The organism is Mycobacterium persicum, assembly GCF_002086675.1.
In the GTDB taxonomy this organism is placed as follows: domain Bacteria; phylum Actinomycetota; class Actinomycetes; order Mycobacteriales; family Mycobacteriaceae; genus Mycobacterium; species Mycobacterium persicum.
On record NZ_MVIF01000085.1, the window covers coordinates 1 to 25,523 of the forward strand.

Here is a 25,523-nt window from a genome sequence, read left to right on the forward strand (position 1 = left end):
AGCCCGCCGACACCGCCCGCGAAGGTGCTGGCGCCGCCGGCCCCGCCGGCACCGGCATTACCCGACAACCATCCACCGGTCCCACCGGCCCCGCCGGCACCGCCGTTACCGGTCGAGGAGCTCCCGCCGGTCCCACCGGCGCCGCCGGAACCCAGCAGCCCAGCAGCGCCGCCGGCACCGCCGTTCTGACCCGCCGCGCCCGACCCGCCGGCCCCGCCGTCACCGAGCAACCAGCCACCCGGCGCCCCGTTGGCGCCGGTGCCGGAGGCTCCGTTGGCACCGTTGCCGATCAACGGACGACCGGTCGTTGCCTGGACGGGCGCGTTGACGGCGTCGAGCAGGCTCTGCAGCGGCGAGGCATTGGCGGCCTCGGCGCCGGCATACGCGCCGGCACCGGCGCTCAACGCCCGCACGAACTGCTCATGAAACAACGCCGCCTGCGCACTGAGCCCCTGATACGCCTGGCCGTGCCCGGAGAACACCGCCGCGATCGCCGCTGACACCTCGTCGTGAGCCGCAGCCAGGATCCCCGTGGTGGAGGCCGTCGCTGCAGCATTGGCAACGCCCAGCGCCACACCTAGATCCGCAAGCTGTGCCGCCGTCGAGGCCACCACATCCGGCACCGCAATCACATACGGCATCCCACAACCCCTGACATCAATCCACCGCGCCACCAACATGCATGCGCAATTCGCCCGGATGAGTTCAGCAGAATTACACCACTTGGCAGGCGAAGAAGATCCTGTTTCTCAGATTCCCGGTGACGTGCGTAGAGCTTCGTAGCGCGGTCGCCGGTTGCGGCAGCTACCCGCTACTCCACCTCCATCTCGCGCAGTTCACGCTTGAGGATCTTGCCGGTGGGATTGCGCGGCAGCTCGTCGAGGAAGATCACCTCCCGCGGCACCTTGTAGCGGGCAAGGTGGTCGCGCACATAGTGCTTGATGGTGTCCTCGTCGACCTCGGCATCGGGCTTCTTCACCACGAATGCACGCAGTCGCGCGCCCCACTCCTTGTCCTCGACACCGATCGCGGTGGCCTCCACCACGTCGGGATGCCCGCTGATCAGATCCTCCACCTCGGCGGGGAACACGTTCTCACCGCCGGAAACGATCATCTCGTCGTCGCGGCCGCTGACGTAGAGCAGGTTGTGCTCGTCGAAATAGCCGACGTCACCCGAGGACATCAGGCCGTCGATGATCTGCTTGTGGCCGCCGCCGGTGTAGCCCTCGAACGGAAAGGCATTGCCGACGAAGATCCGCCCGACCTCGCCCTGGGGCAGCTCGTTGCCGTTCTCGTCGAGGATCTTGACCTTCACGCCCTTGACGACCGGTCCGACGGTCGCCGGATTGCGCTCCAGGTCCTTGGGTCCGGCGATGGTGGCGAACGCGATCTCGGTCGAGCCGTACATGTTGTAGATGACCGGCCCGAGGTCCTTGAGCGCGCGCGAGGCCAACTCGGCGCCCAGCTGCGACCCGGAAACGAAGACGATCTTCAGGCTGGACAGGTCGGGCTTGTTGTGCATCTTTTCGACCGCGTCGAGGATGCGCGACAGCATCACCGGCACCACCACCATGGCGGTCACCTTGTGCTTCTCGATGTCTTCCAGCACCAGCGGCGGCTTGAATTTACGTCGCAGCACCAGCGTCGACCCCAGGAACATCGCGATGGTGGCGTGCAGGTAACCCAGCGCGTGGAACATCGGCGCCGGCAGCGACGTCACCTCGTTGGCCTTGAAGGGGACGTGCGACAGGATGCCGCCGACGGGCGCCAGCGTCGGTGGGGTGCTGCGGTTGGCGCCCTTGGGGGTGCCGGTGGTTCCGCTGGTCAGGATGATGATCGACGCATGCTTGCCGGCCTTGGGGGCGGGCGCGGTGCTGCTGCGCGCGATCAGGTCGGCCAGGGTCTCGTCGGTGCTGCCCGACGGCTCGTCTTTATCGGGGTTGGTGCCCAGGGCGCGGAGCTTGCCCAGCGGCGGCTCGGCCTTGCTGACGGCCTTGGTGTACTCGTCGTCGTAGATGATCAGCTTGGCGCCTTCGCGCTCCGACACCTCTTTGATCTGCGGACCGGAGAACTCGCTGTTGAGCAAGATGATGCGGGCTCCCACCCGGGCGGCGCCGTAGTTGGCGATGAGGAACCAGCGGTGGTTACGCGCCAGGAGGGCCACCCCGTCGCCGGCCCGAACCCCCTTGGCGAGCAGGGCGTTGGCCACGGCGTGGGCGGCCTCGTCGAGCTGCTTGTAGGTGAACTCGCCTTCTTCGTCAATGCAGGCTGCCCGGTCCGGGTGGCGCCGGGCATTCAGCGACGGCAGCATGCCGAACTCGCCCCACTTCACGATTTCGTTTGCCATCGCGGCATAGTTCAGCGGCGACTCCAACCGGAACGCGCCCGATTCGACGATCTTGCGCACGTAGTGCAGTTCGGAGGTACCGCGGTCGACGTATTGCTGGATCTTTCCGAGCCCGGGCAAGTCACTGAGGTTAGGCATAACCTCACAATATGTGACGGGGGTCGCAAAGCGATCAGAAGGTATTCCGGAATTAGCATGGACTCTCATGACCGGTCCGGCATCACTGGACGTCGCCGGACACCGCGTTACCATCACCCATCCGGACCGAGTGGTGTTTCCCGGCCCGGACGGCCGATCCGGACACACCAAGCTCGACCTGGTGCGTTACTACCTCTCGGTGGCCGATGGCGCGCTGCGCGGGGTGGCCGGCCGGCCGATGATCCTCAAGCGCTTCGTCAAAGGCATCTCCGAAGAAGCGGTGTTCCAGAAGCGCGCACCCGCCAACCGTCCGGACTGGGTCGACGTCGCCGAACTGCGCTATGCGTCGGGCACCTCCGCCAAGGAAGCGGTCATCCACGACGCCGCGGGACTGGCGTGGGTGGTCAACCTGGGCTGCATCGACCTCAATCCGCATCCGGTGCTGACCGGTGACCTCGACCATCCCGACGAGCTGCGGATCGACCTGGACCCGATGCCGGGCATCGGCTGGCGACACATCATCGACGTCGCCCTGGTGGTGCGTGAGGTGCTCGAGGACTACGGCCTGACCGGCTGGCCCAAGACGTCCGGGTCGCGCGGCTTTCATGTGTACGCCCGGATCGCGCCGCGCTGGCCGTTCTCCAAGGTCCGGTTGGCTGCCCAGACCGTTGCGCGCGAAGTCGAACGGCGGGTGCCCGACGCCGCAACCAGCCGCTGGTGGAAGGAAGAACGCGAGGGCGTGTTCGTCGACTTCAACCAGAACGCCAAGGACCGTACGGTCGCGTCGGCTTACTCGGTGCGGGCCACTCCCGACGCCCGGGTATCGACCCCGCTGGGCTGGGATGAGGTGCCCGACTGCCATCCGGAGGACTTCACCCTGGGCACCGTTCCGGACCGGTTCGCCGAGCTGGGTGACCCGTGGGCGGGGATCGACGACGCCGTGGGCCAGCTGGACCGGCTGCTCATGCTGGCCGAGGAATTGGGGCCGCCGGAAAAGGCGCCCAAGGGCGCCGGCCCACGGGCCGGCGGCCGGCGCCGGTCCTCAAAGCCGCTCATCGAGGTCGCGCGCACCAAGACCCGGGACGAGGCGATGGCCGCGCTGGACACCTGGCGCCACCGCCATCCCGCCGCAGCCGACCTGCTGCAGCCCGCCGACGTGCTGGTCGACGGGATGCGCGGGCCCAGTTCCATCTGGTACCGGATCCGGATCAATCTGCAGCACGTGCCGGCCGACCAGCGGCCCGCGCAGGAGGAGCTGATCGCCGACTACAGCCCCTGGCCGGACTATCCGCCCAAGCCGAAACCCATGCCGGACAGCTGATCAGAGTCGACTCGCCCAGCTTCCGCTGCGCAGGTAGCGGTACCACGTCACGATCAGCAGGCCCAGGAAGAAGACCACGTAGCAGCGCAGCGCCGGTTCGATGCTGCCGAATTGCGCCTTGGACCACGCATAGGCCAACGGCACCAGAAACCCGCCAAGCGCACCGACGGCGGAGATGACGCCCAGCGCACCCGCGGCCTGGCGACGCATCTGGACCATCGTGTCGGGGTCACCGCCCGCGAGCTCGCCTTTGACCGTGAAGATCCGGGAGATCATCCGGTAGGTCGATCCGTTGCCGATACCGGTGGCCACGAACAAGAACATGAAGCTGAGGAAGAACAGCGGCAAGTCGACCGCCTGAACCGACCACAGCGCCGCCGCCGCCCCGATTGCGAGCATGACGAAGCTGCCGGCGGTGATCCGGGCGCCGCCGATCCGATCGGCGAGCCTGCCACCGAGCGGACGGATAACCGATCCGATGGCAGCACCCAGGAAAGCCCAGCCCAACGCGATGTCACCGCGGCCGAAGACGCTGGTCAGCAAGGTCGGAAAGGCGGCCGAGTAGCCGATGAAGGATCCGAAGGTACCGATGTACAACAGCGACAACACCCAGGTGTCGGTGTGCCGCAATGCCTGCCAAACGGGTTTCACGTCAGCTTTGGCCTCGGTGAGGTTGTTCATGAACAGGTAGGCACACACCGCGGCGGCCACGGCCAAGGGGACGAACAACAATCCGGCACGTGCCAGCGCCACCCCGCCACCGGCGACCACGACCGAGGGGATGACCTTCTGCACCACCGCAACCCCGATGTTGCCCCCGGCCGCGTTGAGACCCAGCGCCCAGCCCTTGTCGCGCTCCGGGAAGAAGAACGAGATGTTGGCCATCGAGGAGGCGAAATTGCCGCCCCCTACCCCAGCCGTCGCGGCGATCACGACCAGCAGCACGAACGGGATGCCGGGATGACTTACCGCCCAGGACAGCAGTAGACAGGGAATGACCAACAACGTGGCCGAGATGATCGTCCAGTTGCGGCCACCGAAGATCGGGACGGCAAATGTGTAGGGCAACCGCAGCAACGCACCGACCCCGCTGGGCACCGCGACCAGACATAGCGCCTGGCTGGGCGACAGCGCCCAGCCAGAGGGCGCAGGGTGGCCACCGACGGCCGTCATATGCACCACCACGATGCTCCACAGCATCCAGACGCTGAACCCGATGTGCTCGGCGAAGATGGAGAAAACGAGGTTACGCCGGGCGATCGGTCTGCCGGTGCGCTCCCAGAACTCGGGGTCTTCCGGGCGCCAGTCATCAATCCAGGGACCTTCGACATAGGGCGCGCGCGGTGGCGCCTGCTGGACTTCCGGGGCAATGGTCATGGCCCGACGCTAAAGGCGCGCTGTTACCGGCTCCGGCGCCCGCAGTTACGTGGGCGAAAAGCAAACATCACAACGGTCTTGCGATGCCTGTCAGAAAAATGCGGCGGCGGGGGGATGCACCGGCATTGCGGCGGTGAGCCCACTCGGGCACGCGATAGTCTCACGCGGTGCAACAGGGATGGAGTCGCCGCGGATTCCTGCAGGTCGCTGGAGCAACAGGGCTCGTCGCCGCGGGGATTTCGGGGTGTTCGTCACCCGAACCGAAACCGGGCACACCCGGCGGTGGGGCGGTGACCATCATTCACCTATTCGGCAAGACCGTCGTCAAAGAGCCGCCGAAGCGCGTGGTGAGTGCGGGCTTCACCGAACAGGACGACTTACTGGCCGTGGGTGTGGTGCCGATCGCGGTGACCAACTGGTTCGGCGACCAACCGTTCGCCGTATGGCCGTGGGCCCAACCCAAGCTCGGCGCGGCGCAGCCGGTGGTCTTGAACCTGGACAACGGAATTGCGGTCGATCAGATTGCCGGCCTGAAGCCCGACCTGATCGTGGCCATCAACGCCGGCGTCGACGCCGACACCTACCAGAAGCTGTCGGCGATCGCCCCGACCATCCCGCAGTCCGACGGCGACGCGTTCTTCGAGCCGTGGAAGGACCAGGCGACCACCATCGGCCAGGCGGTTTTCCAGGCCGACCAGATGAAGTCGCTAATCGACGACGTCGACCGCAAGTTCGCCGAGGTCGGCCAGAAGAATCCGCAATGGAAGGGCAAGAAGGCACTGCTGCTGCAGGGCAGGCTGCGGCAGGGCAACGTGATCGCCACCATGGCCGGCTGGCGCACCGACTTCCTCAACCAGATGGGTCTGGTGGTCTCCGACGCCATCAAGCCCTACGCCGCCGGCCACGTGGCGGTCATCCCCCCCGAGCACAGCAAAGAGGTGCTCGATTCCGCCGATGTGTTGATCTGGTCCACCGAAAGTCCGGAGGAGCAGCAGGCGTTGCTGGCCGACCCCGCGATAGCGGCTGCGGGGGCGACCGCCCAGAAGCGCCACCTCTTCACCACCAAAGACCTGGCCGGAGCCATCGCGTTCGCATCGCCGCTGAGTTATCCTCTGGTGGCCGATCAGCTGCCCCCGCAGATCGGCGCCATCCTGGGCTGAATTCCCGGTTGGCACTGCCGCTGACCGCATCCTCATGAGCGTTTGCTAAGGCACCTCTGGCAGTGCTCGAAGATCCCTCGCCCGAGCGCCGACAACGGGGCTACCGTCGAAAGATGAGTGTGACGAACCTGTCCATCGACCCCGCAACCGACGCGGTGGCGCGCACCGTTCTGGACTACGGCGACCAGGCGCTGATGGTGCAATGTGACAGTACCGCTGAGGTTTTGGCGTGGACCGACGCACTGCGCGCGGCCGCCCTGCCGGGAGTGGTCGACATTGTTCCGGCCTTGCGGACGGTGTTGGTCAAACTGGCCGCACCCCGATTCCAGGGGGTTACCCGCCAACGGCTGCGCCGTCTACCGGTCGGCTCTTTGGCAGCATCGCCGGATCACCGGGGTGACCACCCCGTCATCGACGTCGTCTACGACGGACCCGATCTCGCCGAAGTCGCCGACCACACCGGCCTGAGCGCCGCACAGATCATCAACGCCCACACCGCAACCCCGTGGCGGGTGGGATTCAACGGGTTCTCGCCCGGCTTCGCCTATCTCATCGGCGGCGACCCACGGCTGCGGGTGCCTCGCAAATCCGAACCGCGAACCGTGGTGCCCGCCGGATCAGTCGCTCTCGCAGGCGAATTCAGCGCGATATATCCTCGCCAGTCGCCAGGCGGATGGCAGATCATCGGCCACACCGAAGCCGTGCTGTGGGACGTCACCAGACCCAACCCCGCGCTGCTCATGCAGGGCATGTGGGTGCGGTTCCGGGCCGCGTAGCAAGGAGCAGCTGCCATGACAATCCTGGAAGTTCTGCGCACCGGCCCGCTTGCCATCGTCGAGGATCTCGGCCGGGCCGGCCTCGCCCATCTCGGTGTCGGCCGCTCCGGAGCCGCCGACCGCCGCTCCCATACCCTGGCCAACCGGCTGGTCGCCAACCCCGACGATCGGGCCACCGTCGAGGTCACGTTCGGCGGATTCTCGGCGCGGGTTCGCGGCGGCGACGTGGACATCGCCGTGACCGGGGCTGACAGCGATCCGACTGTCAACGGAATCATGTTCGGCACCAACAGCATTCACCACGTCCGTGATGGCGAGGTGATTTCGCTGGGCACGCCGCGCGCCGGGCTTCGGACGTATCTGGCGGTGCGCGGTGGCATCTGCGTCACCCCGGTGCTGGGCTCGCGGAGCTACGACGTCATGTCGGCGATCGGCCCCGCGCCGCTGCAAGCCGGTGACCTGCTGCCGGTCGGCGAGCACACCGCGGACTATCCCGCACTCGACCAGGCCCCGGTGGCCGCCTTCACCGGCGCCACGGTCGAACTGCTGGCGATACCGGGTCCGCGCGACGACTGGTTGGTCGATCCCGACGCCCTGGTCCACACCGACTGGGTGGTCTCCGACCACAGCGACCGGGTCGGGACGCGGCTGGTCGGGCGTCCGCTGCAGCACCGCGACCCGGACCGGCAGCTGCCCAGTGAGGGCACCACCCGCGGCGCGATCCAGGTGCCGCCCAATGGCTTACCGGTCATCCTGGGTCCCGATCACCCGCTTACCGGCGGCTACCCGGTGGTGGGCGTGGTGATCGACGAGGACATCGACAAGGTCGCCCAGCTGCGGCCGGGCCAGCATGTGCGGCTGCAATGGGCCAGACCCCGCACGCCGGTCCGTTAGCCGGCCCGTGCACGCCCAGGTCCACACCGCGCGCTTGGTGCACACCTCCGATCTGGACAGCGAGACACGCGAGCGCATCCACCAGATGGTGGCCGACGCCTTCGCCGGCGACTTCACCGAAACCGACTGGGAACACGCCCTGGGCGGGATGCATGCCCTGATCTGGCACCACGGCGCGATCATCGCGCACGCCGCCGTGGTGCAGCGACGGCTGATACACCAGGGCAACGCGTTACGCTGCGGTTACGTCGAAGGCGTTGCGGTACGCGAAGATTGGCGCGGCCGAGGGCTGGTGACCGCGCTGTTGGACGCCGGCGAACAGGTGATACGTGGCGCCTATCAACTCGGTGCGCTCAGCTCCTCGGCACGAGCCCGCAGGCTGTACGCGTCGCGGGGCTGGTTGCCTTGGCTCGGCCCCACGTCGGTGCTGGCGCCCGCCGGCCCGGTGCGCACCCCCGACGACGACGGCACCGTATTCGTGCTGCCGGTCGAGGTCACTCTGGACACCTCGGCGGGACTGATGTGCGATTGGCGCGCCGGCGACGTCTGGTAACCAGTGCGTAATTAACGCGCAATTTCGTTGTGCGCCAACGACGTCTGCTCGAATGTCCGGTGAACGTCGGTGACCCGCAGCACATTCGATCCGCAACTCACAGCGCCTGCCAGGAAGCTTCCAGACAACTGGAATTCAACTTTCAGGCGATATCGCCCTCACCAGGTTGACTCACTTACATACTCGATGTGAGCATCGAAAGGACTGCGACACATGCCTGGTGACCGCGGGCTGCCTGCATCCCGCCGAATGGCCGAAGCACGTTGCGGTGGGATAGCTCCACGGGGGATCTGAGTGCACGCCGTTAGGGGTGCTGCGCTCGTGACGTCTGTTCGGAACCGAAGACCGCGGACGAAAGGTAAAGACCGTATGGGCCGCAACCATCACATCCCGGACTGGAATCCGGAAGACATCGCGGCCTGGGAAGCCGGTAACAGCAAGATCGCGCGGCGCAATCTGCTGTGCACGATGGCCGGCGACCATGTGGCCTTCTCGATATGGTCGCTGTGGTCGGTGATGGTGTTGTTCATGCCGGCGTCGGTCTACGGGTTTTCCGCTGGTGACAAGCTGCTGCTCGGCGCGGTCGCCACGCTTGTCGGTGGCTGCGTGCGTATCCCGTACACCCTGGGTATCGCGAAGTTCGGCGGCCGCAACTGGACGACCTTCTCGGCATTCGTGCTGTTGATCCCGACCGCCGGCACCATCGTGCTGCTGGCCAACCCCGGACTACCGCTGTGGCCGTATGTGGTGTGCGCGGCGCTGACCGGGCTGGGCGGCGGCAACTACGCGGCCTCGTTGGCCAACGTCAATGCCTTCTACCCGCAACGGCTCAAGGGTGCGGCGCTGGCCGTCAACGCCGGTGTCGGAAACCTCGGGGTCGCGGTGATCCAACTAGTCGGCCTCTTGGTGCTGGCCACAGCGGGCCACGAGGCACCGTACTGGGTCTGTGCCACCTATCTGGTGCTGCTGGCGCTCGTGGGCATCGCGGCCGCGGTGTTCATGGACAATCTCGAGCACCGCATCGAGATCAACCACATGCGGTCGATCCTGTTCGACCGCGACACCTGGGTGATTTCACTGCTCTACGTCTGTACGTTCGGCTCCTGGATCGGGTTTTCGTTCGCCTTCGGCCAGGTCTTAGAGGTCAATTTCACGGCCAACGGCGAAACTGCTAAGCATGCGTCACTGCATGCCGCCCAAATCGCCTTCGTTGGACCATTATTGGGCTCCCTCGCCCGGATATACGGCGGACGCTTGGCCGATCGCCTCGGCGGCAGCCGCGTCACGCTCGGCGTGCTGGCCGGCATGATCATGGCCGCCGGGTTGCTGGTCGGCATCAGCACGTACACCGACCATGCCGCGGCGACACCCACCACCATGGTGGGATACGTCGCGGAAGTCGTCGGGATCATCGGATTCATGGCGCTGTTCATCCTTTCCGGTATGGGCAATGGGTCGGTGTTCAAACTGATTCCGTCGGTGTTCGAAGCACGCAGCAGATCGCTACTGGTCACCGACGCCGAACGCCGCCACTGGGCGCGTGCCATGTCAGGATCGCTCATCGGAATCTGTTCGGCAGTCGGCGCACTCGGCGGCGTGGGCATCAACCTGGCGCTGCGTGAGTCCTACCTCAGGAGTGGCACCGAGACGTCCGCGTACTGGGCGTTCCTGGCTTCCTATGGCGTTGCCGCCGTCCTGACCTGGATGATGTATGTACGCCGGCCGGTTTCGGAAGCAAAGGTCCACGGTACGAAGGCCCCGGCCGAACTCGCCCGGGTGTGAGCACCGCCTCAGCCAGGGGCAATGCCTAGGCAATTGCCTTGTAACGCCGCCGAAATTTCCGACGCTTAGACAGTTGATATGGCCCAGCGGAACTCTGAGCCACTGCGGGGCTACCGCATTGCAGTGACATCGGCTCGCCGCGCCGACGAGCTGTGCGCGTTGCTGCGCCGCCAGGGTGCCGAGGTCTGTAGTGCCCCGGCGATCTCGATGATCGCGCTGCCCGACGACGACGAGCTCCACCGCAATACCCTGGCGTTGATTGCCGATCCGCCGGACATACTGGTGGCGCACACCGGTATCGGCGTTCGGGGCTGGATAGCCGCCGCCGAGGGGTGGGGGTTGGCCGGCGGGCTGATCGAAGTGCTGTCTGCGGCCCGGGTCATATCTCGCGGGCCGAAGGCCACCGGGGAGTTACGCGCCGCCGGGTTACGCGAGGAGTGGTCCCCGGACTCGGAGTCGTCGCTGGAGGTTTTGGACTACCTGTTGCGTTCCGGCGTATCCGGGAAGCGGATCGCCGTCCAACTGCACGGCGCCACCGACGGCTGGGACCCATTCCCGGAGTTTGTCGGCGGGTTGCGTTCGGCTGGTGCCGAAGTGGTGCCGATCCGGGTATACCGCTGGAAGTCAACACCATTGGGCGGAGAATTCGACCAGTTGGTCGCCGGCATTGCCCGACGACAATTCGACGCCGTTAGTTTCACCTCGGCGCCAGCCGCGGCGGCGGTACTGGAACGCGGCCGTCAGTTGGGCATCGAGGAGCAGCTATTGGCCGCGCTGCGCAACGATGTGCACGCGATGTGCGTGGGCCCGGTCACGTCACGCCCCTTGACCCGAAAAGGCGTCCCGACGTCGGCTCCGAAGCGAATGCGGTTGGGAGCCTTGGCCCGGCATATCGCCGAGGAATTGCCACGGCTCGGATCGTGCACTCTAACCGCCGCAGGGCACGTCGTCGATATCCGCGGGACCTGCGTGCTGGTCGACGATTCCATCAAAACGCTGCCGGCCTCAGGGATGGCGATTCTGCGTGCGCTGGCCCGACGCCCCGGCGACGTCGTAGGGCGCGACGAACTGCTCGCCGTGTTACCCGGCAACGGCGATGACACCCACGCCGTCGACACCGCCGTGCTGCGGCTGCGAACGGCACTGGGAGACAAGAACATCATTGCAACGGTGGTCAAACGCGGCTACCGGCTGGCCATCGACACGCAGGACCACGTATGAGCCTGATCCTGACGGCACACGGCACCCGCAGACCGGCCGGCGTCGCTATGATCGGCGACCTTGCCGCGCGGGTAACCGCACTGGTCGACCAGACCGTGCACGTTGCGTTTGTCGACGTGCTGGGACCCACACCCAGCGAAGTGCTCTCCGGATTGTCCCTGGCAGCGGTATCGGCCCAACCGGCAATCGTGGTGCCCGCCTTCCTTTCTCGTGGATACCACGTCCGAACCGACCTGCCGGCTCATGTCACCGCCAGCGGCCATCCGGACGTCACCGTCACCCCGGCATTGGGGCCCAGCCGGGAGATCACCAGAATCCTGGCCCACCAGCTGGTGAAATCCGGTTGGCGTCCAGATGATTCGGTGATCTTGGCGGCGGCGGGAACATCGGACCACCGAGCGCTCGCCGATCTGCACACCGCTCGGACGTTCCTGTCGACGCTCACCGGGTCCCACGTGGAGCTGGCGTTCGCGGCCACCGGCGGTCCGGACGTGTGCACGGCAGTTGCCGACGCCCGCCGAAGCGGTGCGCGGCGCATCGTGGTGGTCTCTTATCTGCTGGCCGAAGGTTTGTTTCAAGAACGACTGCGCGACTGCGGCGCCGATCTGGTGACGCCGCCGCTGGGCGAGCATCCAGGATTGGCACGGTTGATCGCCGGACGATTCCGCGGCGCCATCCGGTGCCAATTGGGTAGTCGCCGAATGCTACGCATGCCGAATTAGGTGGCAGACAACTTCTTTGCCGGCAAGGCTGCGCCGGAATGGCACGCCGACGTCACGGACGCTTGATCTTTGATCACATCCGCGCAATCCTGGCACCATGGCCCATCACCAGGAGCCCTCACGCGGGCTCCTCGACCCGGTAGCCAAGATGCTGCGGCTGCCGTTCAGCACACCGGAATTCATCGACAAAATCGTCACCGGAAGCGTCAACCAGGTCGGCCGCCGTACGCTTTACATGCTGATCACCACCTGGGACGCCGCTGGCGGCGGTCCCTTTGCGGCCAGCGCCATCGCGTCCACGGGCCTGGCCAAGACCGCCGAAATCGTTCAGGCGATGTTTATCGGGCCGGTCTTCAACCCGCTGCTGAAGATGCTGGGGGTCGACAAGATCGCGGTCCGGGCCTCGTTATGCGCCTCGCAGCTGGTCGGCCTGGGCATCATGCGCTACGGGGTGCGTTCCGAACCGCTGCATTCCATGTCGGTGGAGGCCCTTGTCGACGCCATTGGCCCGACGATGCAGCGCTACCTCGTCGGAGATATCAGCCGCGGCTAGTGTCTTGCGCCAGGCCCGATAGGCCGGCGGTCGGCACTGTCAGGCGGCGATCCGCGCGACCTGGATGTGACCTTCGGGTGTGACCCGCGCCGGGTAAACCGGCACCGACACCCGTGGATCGTCAAGGCAGCTACCGTCGTCGAGCGCGAAAGCCTGCTTGAGAATGGGTGATTGGACCGCGACCCGGCCGCCGCGATCGCCGACGATCCCGCGAGACAGCACGGCCGCGCCGGAGAACGGGTCCACGTTGCCGACCGCGCGCACCGAGCCGTCGTCTAACCGGAACAGCGCCGCCTGGCTACCGTCGTCGAGCAGCACCCCGACACCACGGCCGGGAATGAGCTGGTCGTACGCACACGCGGTGGTCCAGACCTGAATGTCGTTGAGAAGTGTCATGATTCCCTCCCTGACTATGAGCGCATCCGCGGCATGCCAATGGGCACAGGGACTTTACGCCCGGCACGCTCGGTGAACGTCACGGTCGAGTCGACCGCGTCGGGGGCGTTGACGAAGGAGACGAACCGTGACAACTTGTCCGGATCCTCCAGCACGCCCTTCCATTCGCACTTGTAGTTGGCAACATGCCGCTCCATTGCGGCCTCGAATTCCTCGGCCAGGCCGAGCGAGTCTTCACAGACGACCTCGCGTACGTGGTCGAGGCCCAGCGATTCCACCCACGGCGCGGTGCGTTGCAGCCGGTCGGCCGTGCGGATGTAGTACATGAGGAACCGGTCGATGTAGCGGACCAGTGTCTGGGTGTCGAGGTCGCCGGCCAACAGCTGGGCATGCTTGGGAGTCATGCCGCCATTGCCGCCCACGTAGAGGTTCCAGCCTTTTTCGGTGGCGATGACACCCACGTCCTTGCCGCGGGCCTCGGCGCATTCCCGCGCACAGCCCGAAACACCCAGCTTGATCTTGTGCGGCGCGCGCAGGCCGCGGTAGCGCAATTCCAGATCGATGGCCAGCTGCACCGAATCCTGCTGCCCGTAGCGGCACCAATCGCTGCCCACGCAGCTCTTCACGGTGCGCAACGCCTTGCCATAGGCGTGACCGGACTCCATGCCGGCGTCGACGAGCCTTTTCCAGATCAGCGGCAGCTGATCCACCCGGGCGCCGAACATGTCGATCCGCTGACCGCCGGTGATCTTGGTGTACAGCCCGAATTCCTGGGCGATCTGGCCGATCAGAATCAGGTGCTCGGGCTTGATGTCACCACCGGGGACCCGCGGGACCACCGAGTAGCTGCCGTTCTTCTGAATGTTGGCCAGGAAGTGGTCATTGGAATCCTGCAGCGCGGCTTGCTCGCCGTCCAGGATGTGATCGGAACCGGTGGAGGCCAAGATCGAGGCGACAACGGGTTTGCAGATGTCGCAGCCCTTTCCGCGGCCGAAGCGCTCCAGCAGGCCGGAGAAGGTCCGGATCTCGGTGGCCGAAATGATCTCGAACAGCTCCGCCCGCGACTGGCTGAAGTGCTCGCACAGCGCCTTGGATTGCTCCACTCCCTCGGCTTCCAGCAGCTGCTTCAGCAACGGCACGCAGGACCCACACGAGGTGCCGGCCGCGGTGCATGCCTTGAGGGCGGGCACATCTGCGCAACCGTCGGCGATCGCGCACTTCAGGTCGCCCTTGGTGACGTTGTTGCAGGAGCAGATCTGCGCCGAATCCGGCAGCGCGCCAACCCCCAACGCACCAGCCCCGTCGCCGGATCCGGCCGGCGCGATCAGCGCCAGCGGGTCCCCGGGCAACTCGCTGCCGACCATGGGCCGCAGTACCCCGTACGACGAGGCGTCACCCACCAGCACACCGCCCAGCAGCGTCTTGGCGTCGTCGGAGAGCACCAGCTTGGCGTAGGTGCGCTTCACCGCGTCATTGATGACGACCTCGAGGCAGTTCTCGGTCGCGCCCATCGCATCGCCGAAGCTGGCGACATCGACGCCCAGCAGCTTGAGCTTCGTCGACAGATCCGCCTCCGGGAACTCGGCAGCACCGCCCAGCAGCCGGTCCGCCACCACCTCGGCGCTGGTGTATCCCGGTCCGACCAGGCCGTAGCAGCACCCCTCAATTGCCGCCACTTCCCCGACCGCATAGATATCGGGATCGCTTGTCCGGCAAGACAAGTCGGTGAGGACGCCGCCGCGTTGGGCGATCTCCAGGCCCGCCGCCCTCGCCAACTCGTCGCGCGGCCGGATGCCAGCGGCGAAGATCACCACGCCGGCATCGATGGTGTCACCGTCGCTGAGCCGCACCCGAACCGACGCTGAGCCATCTGAGTGTTCGACGGGCTCAACGGATTCGGTGCCCGTGCCAACGTGGACGGCGATCCCGAGGTCAGTGATCATGCGCGCGAGCAGGGCGCCGCCGGCCTCGTCGATCTGCTGGGCCATCAATCGGGGCATCATCTCGACGACGTGCGGCTGCAACCCGAACTGGCGCAGCGCATTGGCGGCTTCGAGTCCCAGCAGACCGCCGCCGATGACCACCCCGGCGTCGGCGTGAGCCGAGTTCAGTGTGTGTTGGGCGCCGGCGCGGATCGCGTCGAGGTCGTCGAGCGTGCGATAGACGTGGCATTGGGGCAGCTGGTGCCCGGGCACCGGGGGGACGAATGCGTAAGAGCCGGTGGCCAGCACCAGGGCGTCGTAGCTGTGCCGCTGTCCGTCCGCGGTGACGACCGACTTGGTCGCGCGGTCGATCTCGGTCACCCGGGTGTTGAGCAGCAATCGGACCCGGTCGTCACCGGCATAGTCGTTGCCTGGCAATGCGAGTTGGCCGCGGTCCCAGGTTTCGGTGTAGGACGTCAGTCCGACCCGGTCGTAGGCGGCGTCGGCCTCCTCGGCCAACACGGTGATCCGCCACGACCCGCTGGTGTCGCGGGCACGCAGTGCCTCCACCAGTCGGTGACCCACCATGCCGTGCCCCACCACAATCACGTGCCGCCGGCAGGGCGATTCCCCGTCGCGCGCGCGAGTAGTTCCGGCTGCAGCCATGCCATGAAGATTAAGGGCGGAAAATTGCCGCAAAATCGCCCAATGTGACAGCCCGATGACATGGCGCTCACAGCTGGGAACAGTCTGTGTGACTGCGTTCACTAACGGCGAAAGCCCAGGTGGAACTTTAGCGAAGTCGACTCATGTTCTACGAGGTAGCCAGCCCGGCACGACGCCGGACACAGCTAACTCACAAGGAAGCATAAGGAGATATCCATGAGCAATCTCGCATTGTGGTCACGTCCGGCCCGGGGCGCGTGGGACCCCGACCGGTTGTTGCGTGACTTCTTCGGTCCCGCGGCGGTGACGGACTGGTACAGGCCGGCGACCAGCGGGTTCAGCCCGGCTGCGGAGATCCTCAAAGACGGCGACGACGCCCTGGTCCGCCTGGAGCTGCCGGGTGTCGACGTCGACAACGACGTCAACGTCGAGGTCGACTCCAAGAACGGGGTGAGCCGCCTGGTCATCCACGGTGAACACCGAGACGAACGCGCGGAGAACACCGACGGCCGCGTCCTGAAGGAGATCCGTTACGGATCATTCCGGCGCTCGTTCCAGCTGCCGGCCCATGTCACCGGTGAGGCCATCACCGCGTCGTATGACGCCGGTGTCCTGACGGTGCGAGTCAGCGGCGCATACGCGGGAAATCAGGCCGGAAAACAGGTACAGCGCATCGCGATCACGAAGTAACCGGTTAGTCCGGCGACTTGATCCGGCGGGGTGGATGCTCCGCCGGATCAGCCGGTTGCGGGTCCGGTCCGCGCCGAAGGTCGACCGCTCCGGCGGGCCTGGCCGGCGCCGCGATGTCCTGTCCATCGCCGCGCAGTGCGGATACCATCGGGTGACGTATTGTGATCCGAAACACCATCGCCTTTCCGGAAGATACAGGGAGATACGTTGTCCGCCTCTGCTGAAATCGCCGAACTGCACGACCTCATCGGCGGTCTGCGGCGGTGCGTGACCTCGCTGAAGTCGCGGTATGGCGACGACCCGGCCATGCGCCGCATCGTCATCGACGCCGACCGGATCCTCACCGATGTCGAATTGCTCGACACCGATGTCTCCGAGTTGGACCTGGATCGCGCCGACGCCCGGTATTCCGGCGAGAAGATCGCCATCCCCGACACCGATTACGACCGCGATTTCTGGCGCGACGTCGACGACGAAGGTGTCGGCGGTCACAGTAGATACTGACAACCAAACCCCGCCGAAAAGAGGGCCCTCTATCTGTGTACCCTTCGACGAGATGCCACTCGAAGAGGATCACACCAGATGAGCGCACCCACGGCGAACCGTCCTGATACCGGCGTTTTCTCACCCACCCGGGCGCAAATCCCCGAACGGACCCTGCGCACCGACACCTGGTGGTGGGCACCGCTGGTCACCAACATCGGGTTCCTGGCGTTCATCGTCTATGCGACCACCCGGGCTTTTTGGGGCAGCGGCTACTGGGTCGAGAAATACCACTACCTGACGCCGTTCTACTCACCGTGCGTCAGCGCGTCCTGCGAGCCTGGCGCAAGTCACCTCGGTGTCTGGTTCGGACACTTCCCGTGGTGGATTCCGTTGGGAATGCTGGTATTACCGTTCCTGCTCGGTTTCCGGCTGACCTGCTACTACTACCGCAAGGCCTACTACCGCTCGGTGTGGCAGTCACCGACCGGTTGCGCGGTGCCTGAGCCGCGGGCCCATTACACCGGCGAAACCCGGCTTCCGCTGATCATCCAGAACAGCCACCGGTACTTCTTCTACATTGCCGTGGTGGTGTCGGTGATCAACACCTACGACGCTGTCATGGCCTTCCATTCACCATCCGGTTTCGGCTTCGGTTTGGGCAACGTCATTTTGGTGACCAACGTGCTGCTGCTGTGGGCCTACACGGTCTCCTGCCATTCATGCCGGCACGTAACCGGCGGCCGTCTCAAGCATTTCTCCAAACACCCAGTCCGGTATTGGATCTGGACGCAGGTCAGCAAGCTCAACACTCGGCACATGCTCTTCGCGTGGATCACGCTGGGGACGCTGTCGCTGACCGACTTCTACATCATGCTGGTGGCCACCGGAACCATCACTGACCTGAGATTTGTTGGCTGACAAGCTATTTCAGTAACACCCCAAAGATAAGGCTGAGCGAGGTTTCATGGTTGAGGTCGAACGGCACTCTTACGACGTGGTCGTGATCGGTGCCGGCGGCGCAGGGTTGCGGGCGGTCATCGAGGCACGCGAACGCGGCTTGAAGGTCGCGGTGGTGTGCAAGTCGCTGTTCGGCAAGGCCCACACGGTGATGGCCGAGGGCGGCTGCGCGGCCGCGATGGGCAATACCAACCCGAAAGACAACTGGAAGACCCATTTCGGCGACACCATGCGCGGCGGCAAGTTCTTGAACAACTGGCGCATGGCCGAACTGCATGCCAAGGAAGCCCCGGACCGCGTCTGGGAGCTGGAGACCTACGGCGCCCTGTTCGACCGCCTCGAAGACGGCAAGATCAGTCAGCGCAACTTCGGCGGCCACACCTACCCACGGCTGGCCCACGTCGGCGACCGCACCGGGCTGGAGTTGATCCGCACCATGCAGCAGAAGATCGTCTCGCTGCAGCAGGAGGACTACGCCGAACTCGGCGACTACGAGGCGCGGATCAGGGTATTCGCCGAATGCACGATCACCGAGTTGCTCAAAGACGGTCCGGAGAAAGAAGAACGGATCGCCGGAGCGTTCGGCTACTGGCGCGAAAGCGGCCGGTTCATCCTGTTCGAAGCCCCAGCGGTGGTGCTGGCCACCGGCGGGATCGGCAAGTCGTTCAAGGTGACGTCCAACTCCTGGGAGTACACCGGCGACGGGCATGCGCTGGCGCTGCGGGCCGGTGCGTCCCTGATCAACATGGAGTTCGTCCAGTTCCACCCGACGGGCATGGTGTGGCCGCCCAGCGTGAAGGGAATCCTGGTCACCGAGGGTGTCCGCGGCGACGGCGGGGTGTTAAAGAACAGCGAAAACTCTCGTTTCATGTTCGACTACATCCCGCCGGTGTTCAAAGGCCAGTATGCCGAGAGCGAGCAGGAAGCCGACCAGTGGCTCAAGGACAACGACTCGGCCCGCCGAACCCCTGACCTGCTGCCCCGCGATGAGGTCGCGCGGGCGATCAACTCCGAAGTCAAAGCCGGTCGGGGCACCCCGCACGGCGGCGTCTACCTGGACATCGCCTCCCGGCTGACGCCCGAGGAGATCAAGCGGCGGCTGCCGTCGATGTATCACCAGTTCATGGAGCTGGCCGGGGTGGACATCACCAAAGAGCCGATGGAGGTCGGGCCCACCTGTCACTACGTGATGGGTGGTGTCGAGGTCGACGCCGACACCGGCGCGGCCACGGTTGCCGGGCTGTTCGCCGCCGGCGAGTGCTCCGGCGGTATGCACGGCTCCAACCGACTGGGCGGAAACTCGCTTTCGGACCTGCTGGTTTTCGGCCGGCGGGCCGGCTTGGGCGCCGCCGACTACGTGCGGGCGCTGGGCAGCCGTCCGACGATTTCATCGGAGGCCCTCGACGCCGCCGCCAAGCAGGCGCTCAAGCCGTTCGAGGGGCCGACGGACGGTTCGGCGCCAGAGAACCCGTACGCACTGCAGATGGATCTGCAGCACGTGATGAACGACTTGGTCGGCATCATCCGCAAAGAAGACGAGATCACCAGGGCACTGACCCTGCTGGACGAGCTGTGGAAGCGGTACCAGAAGGTACAAGTGGAAGGGCATCGTCAATACAACCCGGCCTGGAATCTGGCCATCGATCTGCGCAATATGCTGCTGGTCAGCGAGTGCGTGGCCCGGGCCGCACTGGAACGCACCGAAAGCCGCGGCGGTCACACCCGTGACGATCATCCCGGCATGGACGCCAACTGGCGCAACACCTTGCTGGTCTGCCGCGCCGCGGGCGACGGGGACGGCGGCGACGGTCCGCATATCGCCATCACCCGGGAGTCACAGGTGCCGATGCGACCGGACTTGCTGGAACTCTTCGACATTTCCGAGCTGGAGAAGTACTACACCGACGAAGAGTTGGCCGACCATCCAGGACGGAGATCGTAATGGGTTACAACGCTAGCCTGCGAGTGTGGCGGGGCGACGACAGCGGCGGCGAACTCCGCGATTTCACCGTCGAGGTGAACGAGGGCGAGGTGGTGCTCGACGTCATCCACCGTCTGCAGCAGACCCAGACGCCCGACCTGGCGGTGCGCTGGAACTGCAAGGCAGGCAAGTGCGGATCGTGCTCGGCGGAGATCAACGGCAGGCCGCGGCTGATGTGTATGACCCGGATGTCGACGTTCGCCGAGGACGAGGTGGTCACCGTCACGCCGCTGCGCACCTTCCCGGTGATTCGCGATCTTGTCACCGACGTGTCGTTCAACTACGAAAAGGCCCGCGAGATACCGTCTTTCGCGCCGCCGAAGGATCTGCAGCCGGGCGAGTACCGGATGGCGCAGGCCGATGTTCAGCGCTCGCAGGAGTTCCGCAAGTGCATTGAGTGCTTCCTGTGCCAGAACGTCTGCCACGTCATCCGGGACCACGAGGAAAACAAGCAGGCATTTGCCGGGCCGCGGTTCTTGATGCGGATCGCCGAACTCGAGATGCATCCGCTGGACACCCGCGACCGGCGCAAGGAAGCCCAGGAAGCTCACGGGCTGGGATACTGCAACATCACCAAGTGCTGCACCGAGGTGTGCCCGGAAAACATCAAGATCACCGACAACGCGCTGATCCCGATGAAGGAGCGCGTGGTCGACCGCAAATACGACCCCGTCGTGTGGCTGGGTAACAAGCTATTCCGGCGCTAGCGACGCTCGCTGCCCCGATTACCCATCCGATTGACAGGCTCAGGTCATCTCGGTGACTGCTCAGCGGTTAGACCGACCGTTGAATCGGGTATCCGACTTACATCTGCTATCGGGGTCGACCGCGCCCGCATGGACCCGGTCGAGCTTTTAACCGCGGAAAGGCAGCGTTAGGAATCCATGCGAGAAATCACCAGTGTCAATGACATCCGAACCGCGATCCGTGAGTTATCGATCCGGGCCGAACTCGCGCACAAAGACGGCCGACACGATGATGCCGCCGAAATCGAGCAGCGCATCGAGGGCTACCGGGCGGAACTCGGCGGCCGTCCCTAACCGGTGACGAGGCGGCGGAAGGCGCTGCGGTGGAACACGATCGGCGCCACTTCGGCATCCACGGTGACCTGATTGACCCGCAGCACCACGATGGTGTGGTCGCCAGCCGGGATCAGCTGCTCGATTGCGCTTTCTAGCCACAGGCTGGTGCCTTTGATGAAAACTGCACCGCTGTCGTTGGAAACGGTCTCCAGACCGGCGAAGCGATCACCGGTCTTGGCGGCAAGGGTGCGTGCCGCCTCGTCATGCGTCTCGCCGAGCACGCTGATGCCCAGCATCGGAACGCCTTTGAGCTTGGGCCAGGTCGTCGAAATGTTCTGCACACAAAACGAGACCAGCGGCGGCTCCAACGAGACGGGCACGAAGGTGCTGGCCGCCAGGCCTTCCCGTACTCCGTCAACCTCGGCGGCGATTGCCACCACGCCAGACGGAAAATGGCCGAAGGCCTCACGCAGCGACGACGGTGTCAGCTTGCTCTGTGGATTCACCGGAACCTACTCGCCCCTTGAGCCGAGGACGGATTTCTCGCACCCGACCCTACCCGTCGCGCTGGCGTGACGCGCGCCACAACCGCCACGGTCACCATCATCGTTGCAGGTGGCGGCCACTGCGGGCAAGCGAATCGCCTCAATCCCAACCGGTTGGTTGGTTCGCACGTGAAATGTAGCTCACATCTACTTGCGTACAACTACGGCGCCGATATATTTTAGCGGTGTTACTGGTGGGTAACTTAGACCTAGTACCCAACCGCAAGTGGCATTCTCAACGAGGAGGACCGTAGTGAGCCACTACAAGAGCAACGTCCGCGACCAGGTTTTCACCCTGTTCGAGATGCTGGGCGTTGACCAGGCTTTGGGCAAGGGCGAGTTCAGTGACCTGGACGTCGACACTGCCAAGGAGATGCTGGTCGAGGTCAGCCGATTGGCCGAGGGACCGGTTGCCGCATCTTTCGTCGAGGGCGACCGCAACCCGCCGGTATTCGACCCGAAGACGCACTCGGTGTCGCTGCCGGAGGCGTTCAAGGATTCCGTCCGCGCGGTGATGGACGGCGGCTGGGACAAGGCCGGTATCGAGGAGGCCCTGGGCGGGATGCCTATGCCCAAGGCGCTGGTCTGGGCGCTGCACGAGCACTTTCTGGGCGCCAACCCGGCGGTGTGGATGTATGCCAGCGGCGGAGGCTTCTCCAACATCCTCTACCACCTCGGCACCGAGGAGCAGAAGAAGTGGGCCGTGCTGGCCGCCGAGCGCGGCTGGGGATCGACGATGGTGCTCACCGAGCCGGACGCGGGGTCGGACGTGGGTGCCGGACGCACCAAGGCCGTCCAGCAGGAGGACGGCTCCTGGCACATCGACGGCGTCAAGCGGTTCATCACCTCCGGCGACTCCGGTGACCTGTTCGAGAACATCTTCCACTTGGTGCTGGCTCGTCCCGAGGGCGCCGGTCCGGGCACCAAGGGGCTGTCACTGTTTTTCGTGCCGAAGTTCCTGTTCGACCCGGAAAGTGGCGAACTCGGTGACCGTAATGGCGTCTTCGTCACCAATGTCGAGCACAAGATGGGTCTCAAGGTGTCGGCGACCTGTGAACTGTCGCTGGGCCAACACGGTGTGCCCGCCAAGGGCTGGCTGGTCGGCGAGGTACACAACGGCATCGCGCAGATGTTCGAGGTCATCGAGCAGGCCCGGATGATGGTCGGCACCAAGGCCATCGCCACGCTGTCCACCGGCTACCTGAATGCGCTCGAATATGCCAAGTCACGCGTGCAGGGCGCCGACCTGACCCAGATGACCGACAAGACCGCGCCGCGGGTAACCATCACGCATCACCCCGACGTGCGCCGGTCCCTGATGACCCAAAAGGCCTACGCCGAGGGTCTTCGTGCGCTCTACCTCTATACCGCGACGTTCCAGGACGCGGCGGTCGCCGAGGTGGTGCACGGCGTCGACGCCAAACTGGCCGCCAAGGTCAACGACCTCATGCTGCCGATCGTCAAGGGCGTGGGTTCCGAGCAGGCCTACGCCAAGCTCACCGAGAGCCTGCAGACCCTCGGTGGCTCCGGCTTCCTGCAGGACTACCCGATCGAGCAGTACATCCGGGACGCCAAGATCGACTCCCTGTACGAGGGCACCACCGCCATCCAGGCGCAGGACTTCTTCTTCCGCAAGATCGTCCGGGACAAGGGTGTGGCGCTGGCCCACGTTTCGGGCCAGATCCAGGAGTTCGTCGACAGCGAGTCCGGTAACGGCCGGCTGAAGACCGAGCGGGCGCTGCTGGCCAAGGCGCTGGCCGACGTCCAGGCCATGGCGGCCGCGCTGACCGGCTACCTGATGGCCGCTCAGCAGGACGTCACCAGCCTCTACAAGGTCGGCCTCGGTTCAGTGCGGTTCCTGATGAGCGTCGGTGATCTGATCATCGGCTGGTTGCTGCAGCGTCAGGCCGCGGTGGCGGTGGCTGCTCTCGACGCGGGCGCCACCGGCGACGAGCGCGCCTACTACGAGGGCAAGGTCGCGGTCGCGTCGTTCTTCGCCAAGAACTTCCTGCCGCTGTTGACCAGCACTCGCGAGGTGATCGAGACGCTGGATAACGACATCATGGAACTCGACGAGGCTGCTTTCTAACTCACCCGTCCAACAGCCAGATCCCCCGTTTCTTCGTTGAAACGGGGGATCTGCGTCTGTGGGGGCATCCGGAAAAGACCGCCGCTGGATCCCCTCGCTCCAGCGGCGGCCCTTTTCGTACGCCCGTCGTATAGGACTGCCGACCGGCGGTCGACCAACGGATTGCCCCGCGCTGCGGCCGGGGTCGGGGGGTCAGACCACAACGCGGGGCTATCCGAGCTAACAATTACCCATCTGCTCCGGGTAATAAACCCGCCGCCAAATCTTTTCGTTTCACGGACCGTTGGGCTGCCTTGTGGAGGTCCTGTCAAGCCTGAAGGATCGCGGCTACGCCCTGGCCACCGGCCGCGCAGATCGAGATCAGCGCACGAAGGGGCTTACCCGAGCCGCCTTTGCCGGTGGCCTTCTTCTCACTCAGTTGCTTGGCGGCCTGAGCCAGGATCCGCCCGCCGGTCGCGGCGAAGGGGTGACCGGCAGCCAAGGACGAACCGTTGACGTTGAGCTTGGAGCGATCGATCGCGCCGAGCGCGGCGTCAAGGCCCAACTTCTGCTTGCAGTACTCCTCGGATTCCCACGCCTGCAGGTGTGCCAGTACCACCGAAGCAAACGCCTCATGGATCTCGTAGAAGTCGAAATCTTGCAGGCTCAACCCGTTTCGGGCCAGCAGCCTCGGCACGGCGTAGGTTGGCGCCATCAGCAGGCCGTCGCTGCCGTTGACATAGTCGACGGCCGCGGTCTCGGCGTCGACGAGGTAGGCCAGCGGCGACAGCGAATGGTCGGCGGCCCATTGCTCGCTGGACAACAACACGGCGGAGGCGCCATCGGTCAGCGGAGTTGAATTACCCGCCGTCATCGTCGCATCGCCGGCCTTCACCCCGAAAACCGGACGCAAGGTGGCCAATTTCTCGGCGCTGGAGTCGGGCCGCATATTGTTGTCGCGGTACAGCCCCAGAAAGGGCGTGACCAGGTCGTCGAAGAATCCGCGGGCGTAGGCGTTAGCCATATTGCGATGGCTTGCTGCGGCCAGCTCGTCCTGGTCGACGCGTTTGATGCCCATCTGCTTGGCGGTGATGGCCGCATGCTCTCCCATGGACAGCCCGGTACGCGGCTCGCTGTTGGCCGGGATCTCCACACCGAGGTTGGCCGGCAGGGTGCCCAGCAGCCTCAATCGCTGCACATTGGACTTGGACCGGCGCAGCTTCAGCAGGTTCCGGCGCAGGTCGTCACCCAGGCCGATCGGCGGGTCCGACGTGGTGTCCACGCCGCCGGCAGCAGCCACCTCGTAACGACCGGCCGCGATCCCGTCGGCGGCGACGACGGCAGCCTGCAGGCCGGTGCCGCAGGCCTGCTGCAGGTCGACGGCCGGTGTGTGCGGCGACAACTCCGAGCCCAGCACACATTCGCGCATCAGGTTGAAGTCGCGGCTGTGCTTGAGCACCGCGCCGCCTGCTACCAAACCCAGGCGTTCACCGCGCAGGTTGAACCGGTCTACCAGCCCACCCAGCGCCGCGGTGAACATGTCCTGGTTGGACGCGTCGGCGTAAGCGCCGTCGGACCTGGCGAAGGGAATGCGATTGCCGCCCAGGACGGCGACTCGACGCTTGGACTCGGAATTCTGTTGAGCAGCTGCGGGCACTTTGCGTTCTCCGGGTATCTATTTTTGGGCATCAGCCGTTGCAGCCATACTACCCACTGTTCTTACTCTCAAGTAAGTTCGTCCTCGCTACGGTTGCTTATAGCAACACATACCCCGACACGGAAGGCAGCTCTGTGGCTCCCAAGCTCTCGTCAGATCTGTTCTCGCAGGTTGTCAGCTCCCGCCCCGGATCGTTCGTGGCCAAGCAGCTCGGTGTCCCGCAACCCGAGACGCTGCGCCGGTATCGACCGGGAGATCCGCCTTTGGTCGGATCGCTGCTGATCGGGGG

General features: G+C 65.4%; 23 protein-coding genes and 1 pseudogene. 17 read left to right on the forward strand and 7 right to left on the reverse strand.

Translation table 11 applies throughout. The features are described from left to right. Both BST40_RS21250 and fadD2 read right to left on the reverse strand, forming a co-directional pair. A partial coding sequence (locus BST40_RS21250) for a PE family protein (protein ID WP_142276774.1) occupies positions 1 to 641 on the reverse strand: 641 nt, incomplete at its 3' end. A 170-nt stretch (positions 642 to 811) separates the two neighbouring features. Continuing rightward, entirely contained in the window at positions 812 to 2,485 is a 1,674-nt protein-coding gene (gene fadD2 / locus BST40_RS21255) for a long-chain-fatty-acid--CoA ligase FadD2 (protein ID WP_075546692.1), read from the reverse strand. A gap of 67 nt (positions 2,486 to 2,552) precedes the next feature. Here fadD2 and BST40_RS21260 point away from each other — a divergent pair, with 67 nt between their 5' ends. Then, positions 2,553 to 3,806, forward strand: coding sequence for a DNA polymerase domain-containing protein (locus tag BST40_RS21260; RefSeq protein WP_075546691.1), 1,254 nt, complete (start codon positions 2,553 to 2,555; stop codon positions 3,804 to 3,806). On the opposite strand, the gene BST40_RS21265 is transcribed toward BST40_RS21260, so the two are convergent. Continuing rightward, positions 3,807 to 5,183, reverse strand: coding sequence for a NarK family nitrate/nitrite MFS transporter (locus BST40_RS21265; protein ID WP_075546690.1), 1,377 nt, complete (start codon positions 5,181 to 5,183; stop codon positions 3,807 to 3,809). It lies immediately after the preceding gene. 167 nt (positions 5,184 to 5,350) lie between these two features. On the opposite strand from BST40_RS21265, the gene BST40_RS21270 reads away from it, so the two are divergent. The 8 genes from BST40_RS21270 (at position 5,351) to BST40_RS21305 (ending at position 12,844) form a co-directional block, all read left to right on the forward strand. Further along, positions 5,351 to 6,343 (forward strand): ABC transporter substrate-binding protein, encoded by a 993-nt coding sequence (locus tag BST40_RS21270; RefSeq protein ID WP_075546689.1) that lies wholly within the window; start codon positions 5,351 to 5,353, stop codon positions 6,341 to 6,343. A gap of 113 nt (positions 6,344 to 6,456) precedes the next feature. After that, positions 6,457 to 7,119 (forward strand): 5-oxoprolinase subunit B family protein, encoded by a 663-nt coding sequence (locus BST40_RS21275; RefSeq protein WP_075546688.1) that lies wholly within the window; start codon positions 6,457 to 6,459, stop codon positions 7,117 to 7,119. 15 nt (positions 7,120 to 7,134) lie between these two features. Next, positions 7,135 to 8,013 (forward strand): 5-oxoprolinase/urea amidolyase family protein, encoded by an 879-nt coding sequence (locus BST40_RS21280; protein WP_075546687.1) that lies wholly within the window; start codon positions 7,135 to 7,137, stop codon positions 8,011 to 8,013. A 7-nt stretch (positions 8,014 to 8,020) separates the two neighbouring features. Beyond that, a complete protein-coding gene (locus BST40_RS21285; RefSeq protein WP_075546686.1) occupies positions 8,021 to 8,566 on the forward strand; it encodes a GNAT family N-acetyltransferase in 546 nt (181 codons plus the stop codon). A 369-nt stretch (positions 8,567 to 8,935) separates the two neighbouring features. Continuing rightward, positions 8,936 to 10,348 carry a nitrate/nitrite transporter gene (locus BST40_RS21290; protein WP_075546685.1) on the forward strand — a complete coding sequence of 471 codons (1,413 nt, stop codon included), beginning with the start codon at positions 8,936 to 8,938 and terminating at the stop codon, positions 10,346 to 10,348. Positions 10,349 to 10,426: 78 nt separating this feature from the next. Then, positions 10,427 to 11,569 carry a uroporphyrinogen-III synthase gene (locus BST40_RS21295; protein ID WP_075546684.1) on the forward strand — a complete coding sequence of 381 codons (1,143 nt, stop codon included), beginning with the start codon at positions 10,427 to 10,429 and terminating at the stop codon, positions 11,567 to 11,569. Continuing rightward, positions 11,566 to 12,291, forward strand: a complete 726-nt coding sequence (locus BST40_RS21300) for a sirohydrochlorin chelatase (RefSeq protein WP_075546683.1) — start codon at positions 11,566 to 11,568, stop codon at positions 12,289 to 12,291. The genes BST40_RS21295 and BST40_RS21300 overlap by 4 nt, the downstream gene beginning before the upstream one ends. 97 nt (positions 12,292 to 12,388) lie before the next feature. Beyond that, positions 12,389 to 12,844, forward strand: coding sequence for a TetR/AcrR family transcriptional regulator (locus tag BST40_RS21305; protein ID WP_023369818.1), 456 nt, complete (start codon positions 12,389 to 12,391; stop codon positions 12,842 to 12,844). Positions 12,845 to 12,883: 39 nt separating this feature from the next. On the opposite strand, the gene nirD is transcribed toward BST40_RS21305, so the two are convergent. Together nirD and nirB are read right to left on the reverse strand one after the other, a co-directional pair. Continuing rightward, positions 12,884 to 13,240 carry a nitrite reductase small subunit NirD gene (nirD, locus tag BST40_RS21310; RefSeq protein ID WP_075546682.1) on the reverse strand — a complete coding sequence of 119 codons (357 nt, stop codon included), beginning with the start codon at positions 13,238 to 13,240 and terminating at the stop codon, positions 12,884 to 12,886. Positions 13,241 to 13,254: 14 nt separating this feature from the next. Then, on the reverse strand, positions 13,255 to 15,828 hold the full coding sequence (nirB, locus tag BST40_RS21315; protein ID WP_083155444.1) for a nitrite reductase large subunit NirB: 2,574 nt from the start codon (positions 15,826 to 15,828) through the stop codon (positions 13,255 to 13,257). 216 nt (positions 15,829 to 16,044) lie between these two features. Here nirB and BST40_RS21320 point away from each other — a divergent pair, with 216 nt between their 5' ends. The 6 genes from BST40_RS21320 to BST40_RS30910 all read left to right on the forward strand — a co-directional run bounded on the left by BST40_RS21320 (position 16,045) and on the right by BST40_RS30910 (position 20,982). Further along, complete coding sequence (locus BST40_RS21320) at positions 16,045 to 16,518, forward strand: Hsp20/alpha crystallin family protein (protein ID WP_075546681.1); 474 nt, start codon at positions 16,045 to 16,047, stop codon at positions 16,516 to 16,518. Between the two features lie 207 nt (positions 16,519 to 16,725). Further along, the gene (locus tag BST40_RS21325) at positions 16,726 to 17,022 is read left to right on the forward strand and encodes a hypothetical protein (protein ID WP_075546680.1); all 297 of its coding nucleotides are present in this window, start codon (positions 16,726 to 16,728) and stop codon (positions 17,020 to 17,022) included. A gap of 78 nt (positions 17,023 to 17,100) precedes the next feature. Next, positions 17,101 to 17,922 carry a hypothetical protein gene (locus tag BST40_RS21330; RefSeq protein WP_075546679.1) on the forward strand — a complete coding sequence of 274 codons (822 nt, stop codon included), beginning with the start codon at positions 17,101 to 17,103 and terminating at the stop codon, positions 17,920 to 17,922. Positions 17,923 to 17,968: 46 nt separating this feature from the next. Next, the gene (locus BST40_RS21335; RefSeq protein WP_075546678.1) at positions 17,969 to 19,903 is read left to right on the forward strand and encodes a fumarate reductase/succinate dehydrogenase flavoprotein subunit; all 1,935 of its coding nucleotides are present in this window, start codon (positions 17,969 to 17,971) and stop codon (positions 19,901 to 19,903) included. Continuing rightward, positions 19,903 to 20,649 (forward strand): succinate dehydrogenase/fumarate reductase iron-sulfur subunit, encoded by a 747-nt coding sequence (locus tag BST40_RS21340; protein WP_075546677.1) that lies wholly within the window; start codon positions 19,903 to 19,905, stop codon positions 20,647 to 20,649. The genes BST40_RS21335 and BST40_RS21340 overlap by 1 nt, the downstream gene beginning before the upstream one ends. Positions 20,650 to 20,826: 177 nt before the next feature. Beyond that, on the forward strand, positions 20,827 to 20,982 hold the full coding sequence (locus tag BST40_RS30910) for a hypothetical protein (protein ID WP_089025254.1): 156 nt from the start codon (positions 20,827 to 20,829) through the stop codon (positions 20,980 to 20,982). On the opposite strand, the gene BST40_RS21345 is transcribed toward BST40_RS30910, so the two are convergent. Continuing rightward, a complete protein-coding gene (locus BST40_RS21345; RefSeq protein ID WP_075546676.1) occupies positions 20,979 to 21,470 on the reverse strand; it encodes a flavin reductase family protein in 492 nt (163 codons plus the stop codon). The two genes, BST40_RS30910 and BST40_RS21345, sit on opposite strands and share 4 nt — an antisense overlap. Positions 21,471 to 21,762: 292 nt before the next feature. Here BST40_RS21345 and BST40_RS21350 point away from each other — a divergent pair, with 292 nt between their 5' ends. Continuing rightward, positions 21,763 to 23,598: an acyl-CoA dehydrogenase gene (locus BST40_RS21350; protein ID WP_075546675.1), complete on the forward strand. Its 1,836-nt coding sequence runs from the start codon at positions 21,763 to 21,765 to the stop codon at positions 23,596 to 23,598. 307 nt (positions 23,599 to 23,905) lie between these two features. Here the strand turns inward: BST40_RS21350 and BST40_RS21355 are convergent, their stop codons facing one another. Continuing rightward, complete coding sequence (locus BST40_RS21355) at positions 23,906 to 25,234, reverse strand: acetyl-CoA C-acetyltransferase (protein WP_083155448.1); 1,329 nt, start codon at positions 25,232 to 25,234, stop codon at positions 23,906 to 23,908. Between the two features lie 134 nt (positions 25,235 to 25,368). Here BST40_RS21355 and BST40_RS29585 point away from each other — a divergent pair. Next, positions 25,369 to 25,523: pseudogene (locus tag BST40_RS29585) on the forward strand (3-oxoacyl-ACP reductase); the annotation flags it as partial.

Bases quoted from the DNA above. Each gene is read 5' to 3' on its own strand.
- BST40_RS21305 (WP_023369818.1), top strand. From the start codon at position 12,389: ATGGCCCATCACCAGGAGCCCTCACGCGGGCTCCTCGACCCGGTAGCC.
- fadD2 (WP_075546692.1), bottom strand. From the start codon at position 2,485: ATGCCTAACCTCAGTGACTTGCCCGGGCTCGGAAAGATCCAGCAATAC.
- BST40_RS21295 (WP_075546684.1), top strand. From the start codon at position 10,427: ATGGCCCAGCGGAACTCTGAGCCACTGCGGGGCTACCGCATTGCAGTG.
- BST40_RS21260 (WP_075546691.1), top strand. From the start codon at position 2,553: ATGACCGGTCCGGCATCACTGGACGTCGCCGGACACCGCGTTACCATC.
- BST40_RS21320 (WP_075546681.1), top strand. From the start codon at position 16,045: ATGAGCAATCTCGCATTGTGGTCACGTCCGGCCCGGGGCGCGTGGGAC.
- BST40_RS21290 (WP_075546685.1), top strand. From the start codon at position 8,936: ATGGGCCGCAACCATCACATCCCGGACTGGAATCCGGAAGACATCGCG.
- BST40_RS21275 (WP_075546688.1), top strand. From the start codon at position 6,457: ATGAGTGTGACGAACCTGTCCATCGACCCCGCAACCGACGCGGTGGCG.
- BST40_RS21335 (WP_075546678.1), top strand. From the start codon at position 17,969: ATGGTTGAGGTCGAACGGCACTCTTACGACGTGGTCGTGATCGGTGCC.
- BST40_RS21300 (WP_075546683.1), top strand. From the start codon at position 11,566: ATGAGCCTGATCCTGACGGCACACGGCACCCGCAGACCGGCCGGCGTC.
- nirB (WP_083155444.1), bottom strand. From the start codon at position 15,828: ATGGCTGCAGCCGGAACTACTCGCGCGCGCGACGGGGAATCGCCCTGC.
- nirD (WP_075546682.1), bottom strand. From the start codon at position 13,240: ATGACACTTCTCAACGACATTCAGGTCTGGACCACCGCGTGTGCGTAC.
- BST40_RS30910 (WP_089025254.1), top strand. From the start codon at position 20,827: ATGCGAGAAATCACCAGTGTCAATGACATCCGAACCGCGATCCGTGAG.
- BST40_RS21280 (WP_075546687.1), top strand. From the start codon at position 7,135: ATGACAATCCTGGAAGTTCTGCGCACCGGCCCGCTTGCCATCGTCGAG.
- BST40_RS21265 (WP_075546690.1), bottom strand. From the start codon at position 5,183: ATGACCATTGCCCCGGAAGTCCAGCAGGCGCCACCGCGCGCGCCCTAT.
- BST40_RS21340 (WP_075546677.1), top strand. From the start codon at position 19,903: ATGGGTTACAACGCTAGCCTGCGAGTGTGGCGGGGCGACGACAGCGGC.
- BST40_RS21330 (WP_075546679.1), top strand. From the start codon at position 17,101: ATGAGCGCACCCACGGCGAACCGTCCTGATACCGGCGTTTTCTCACCC.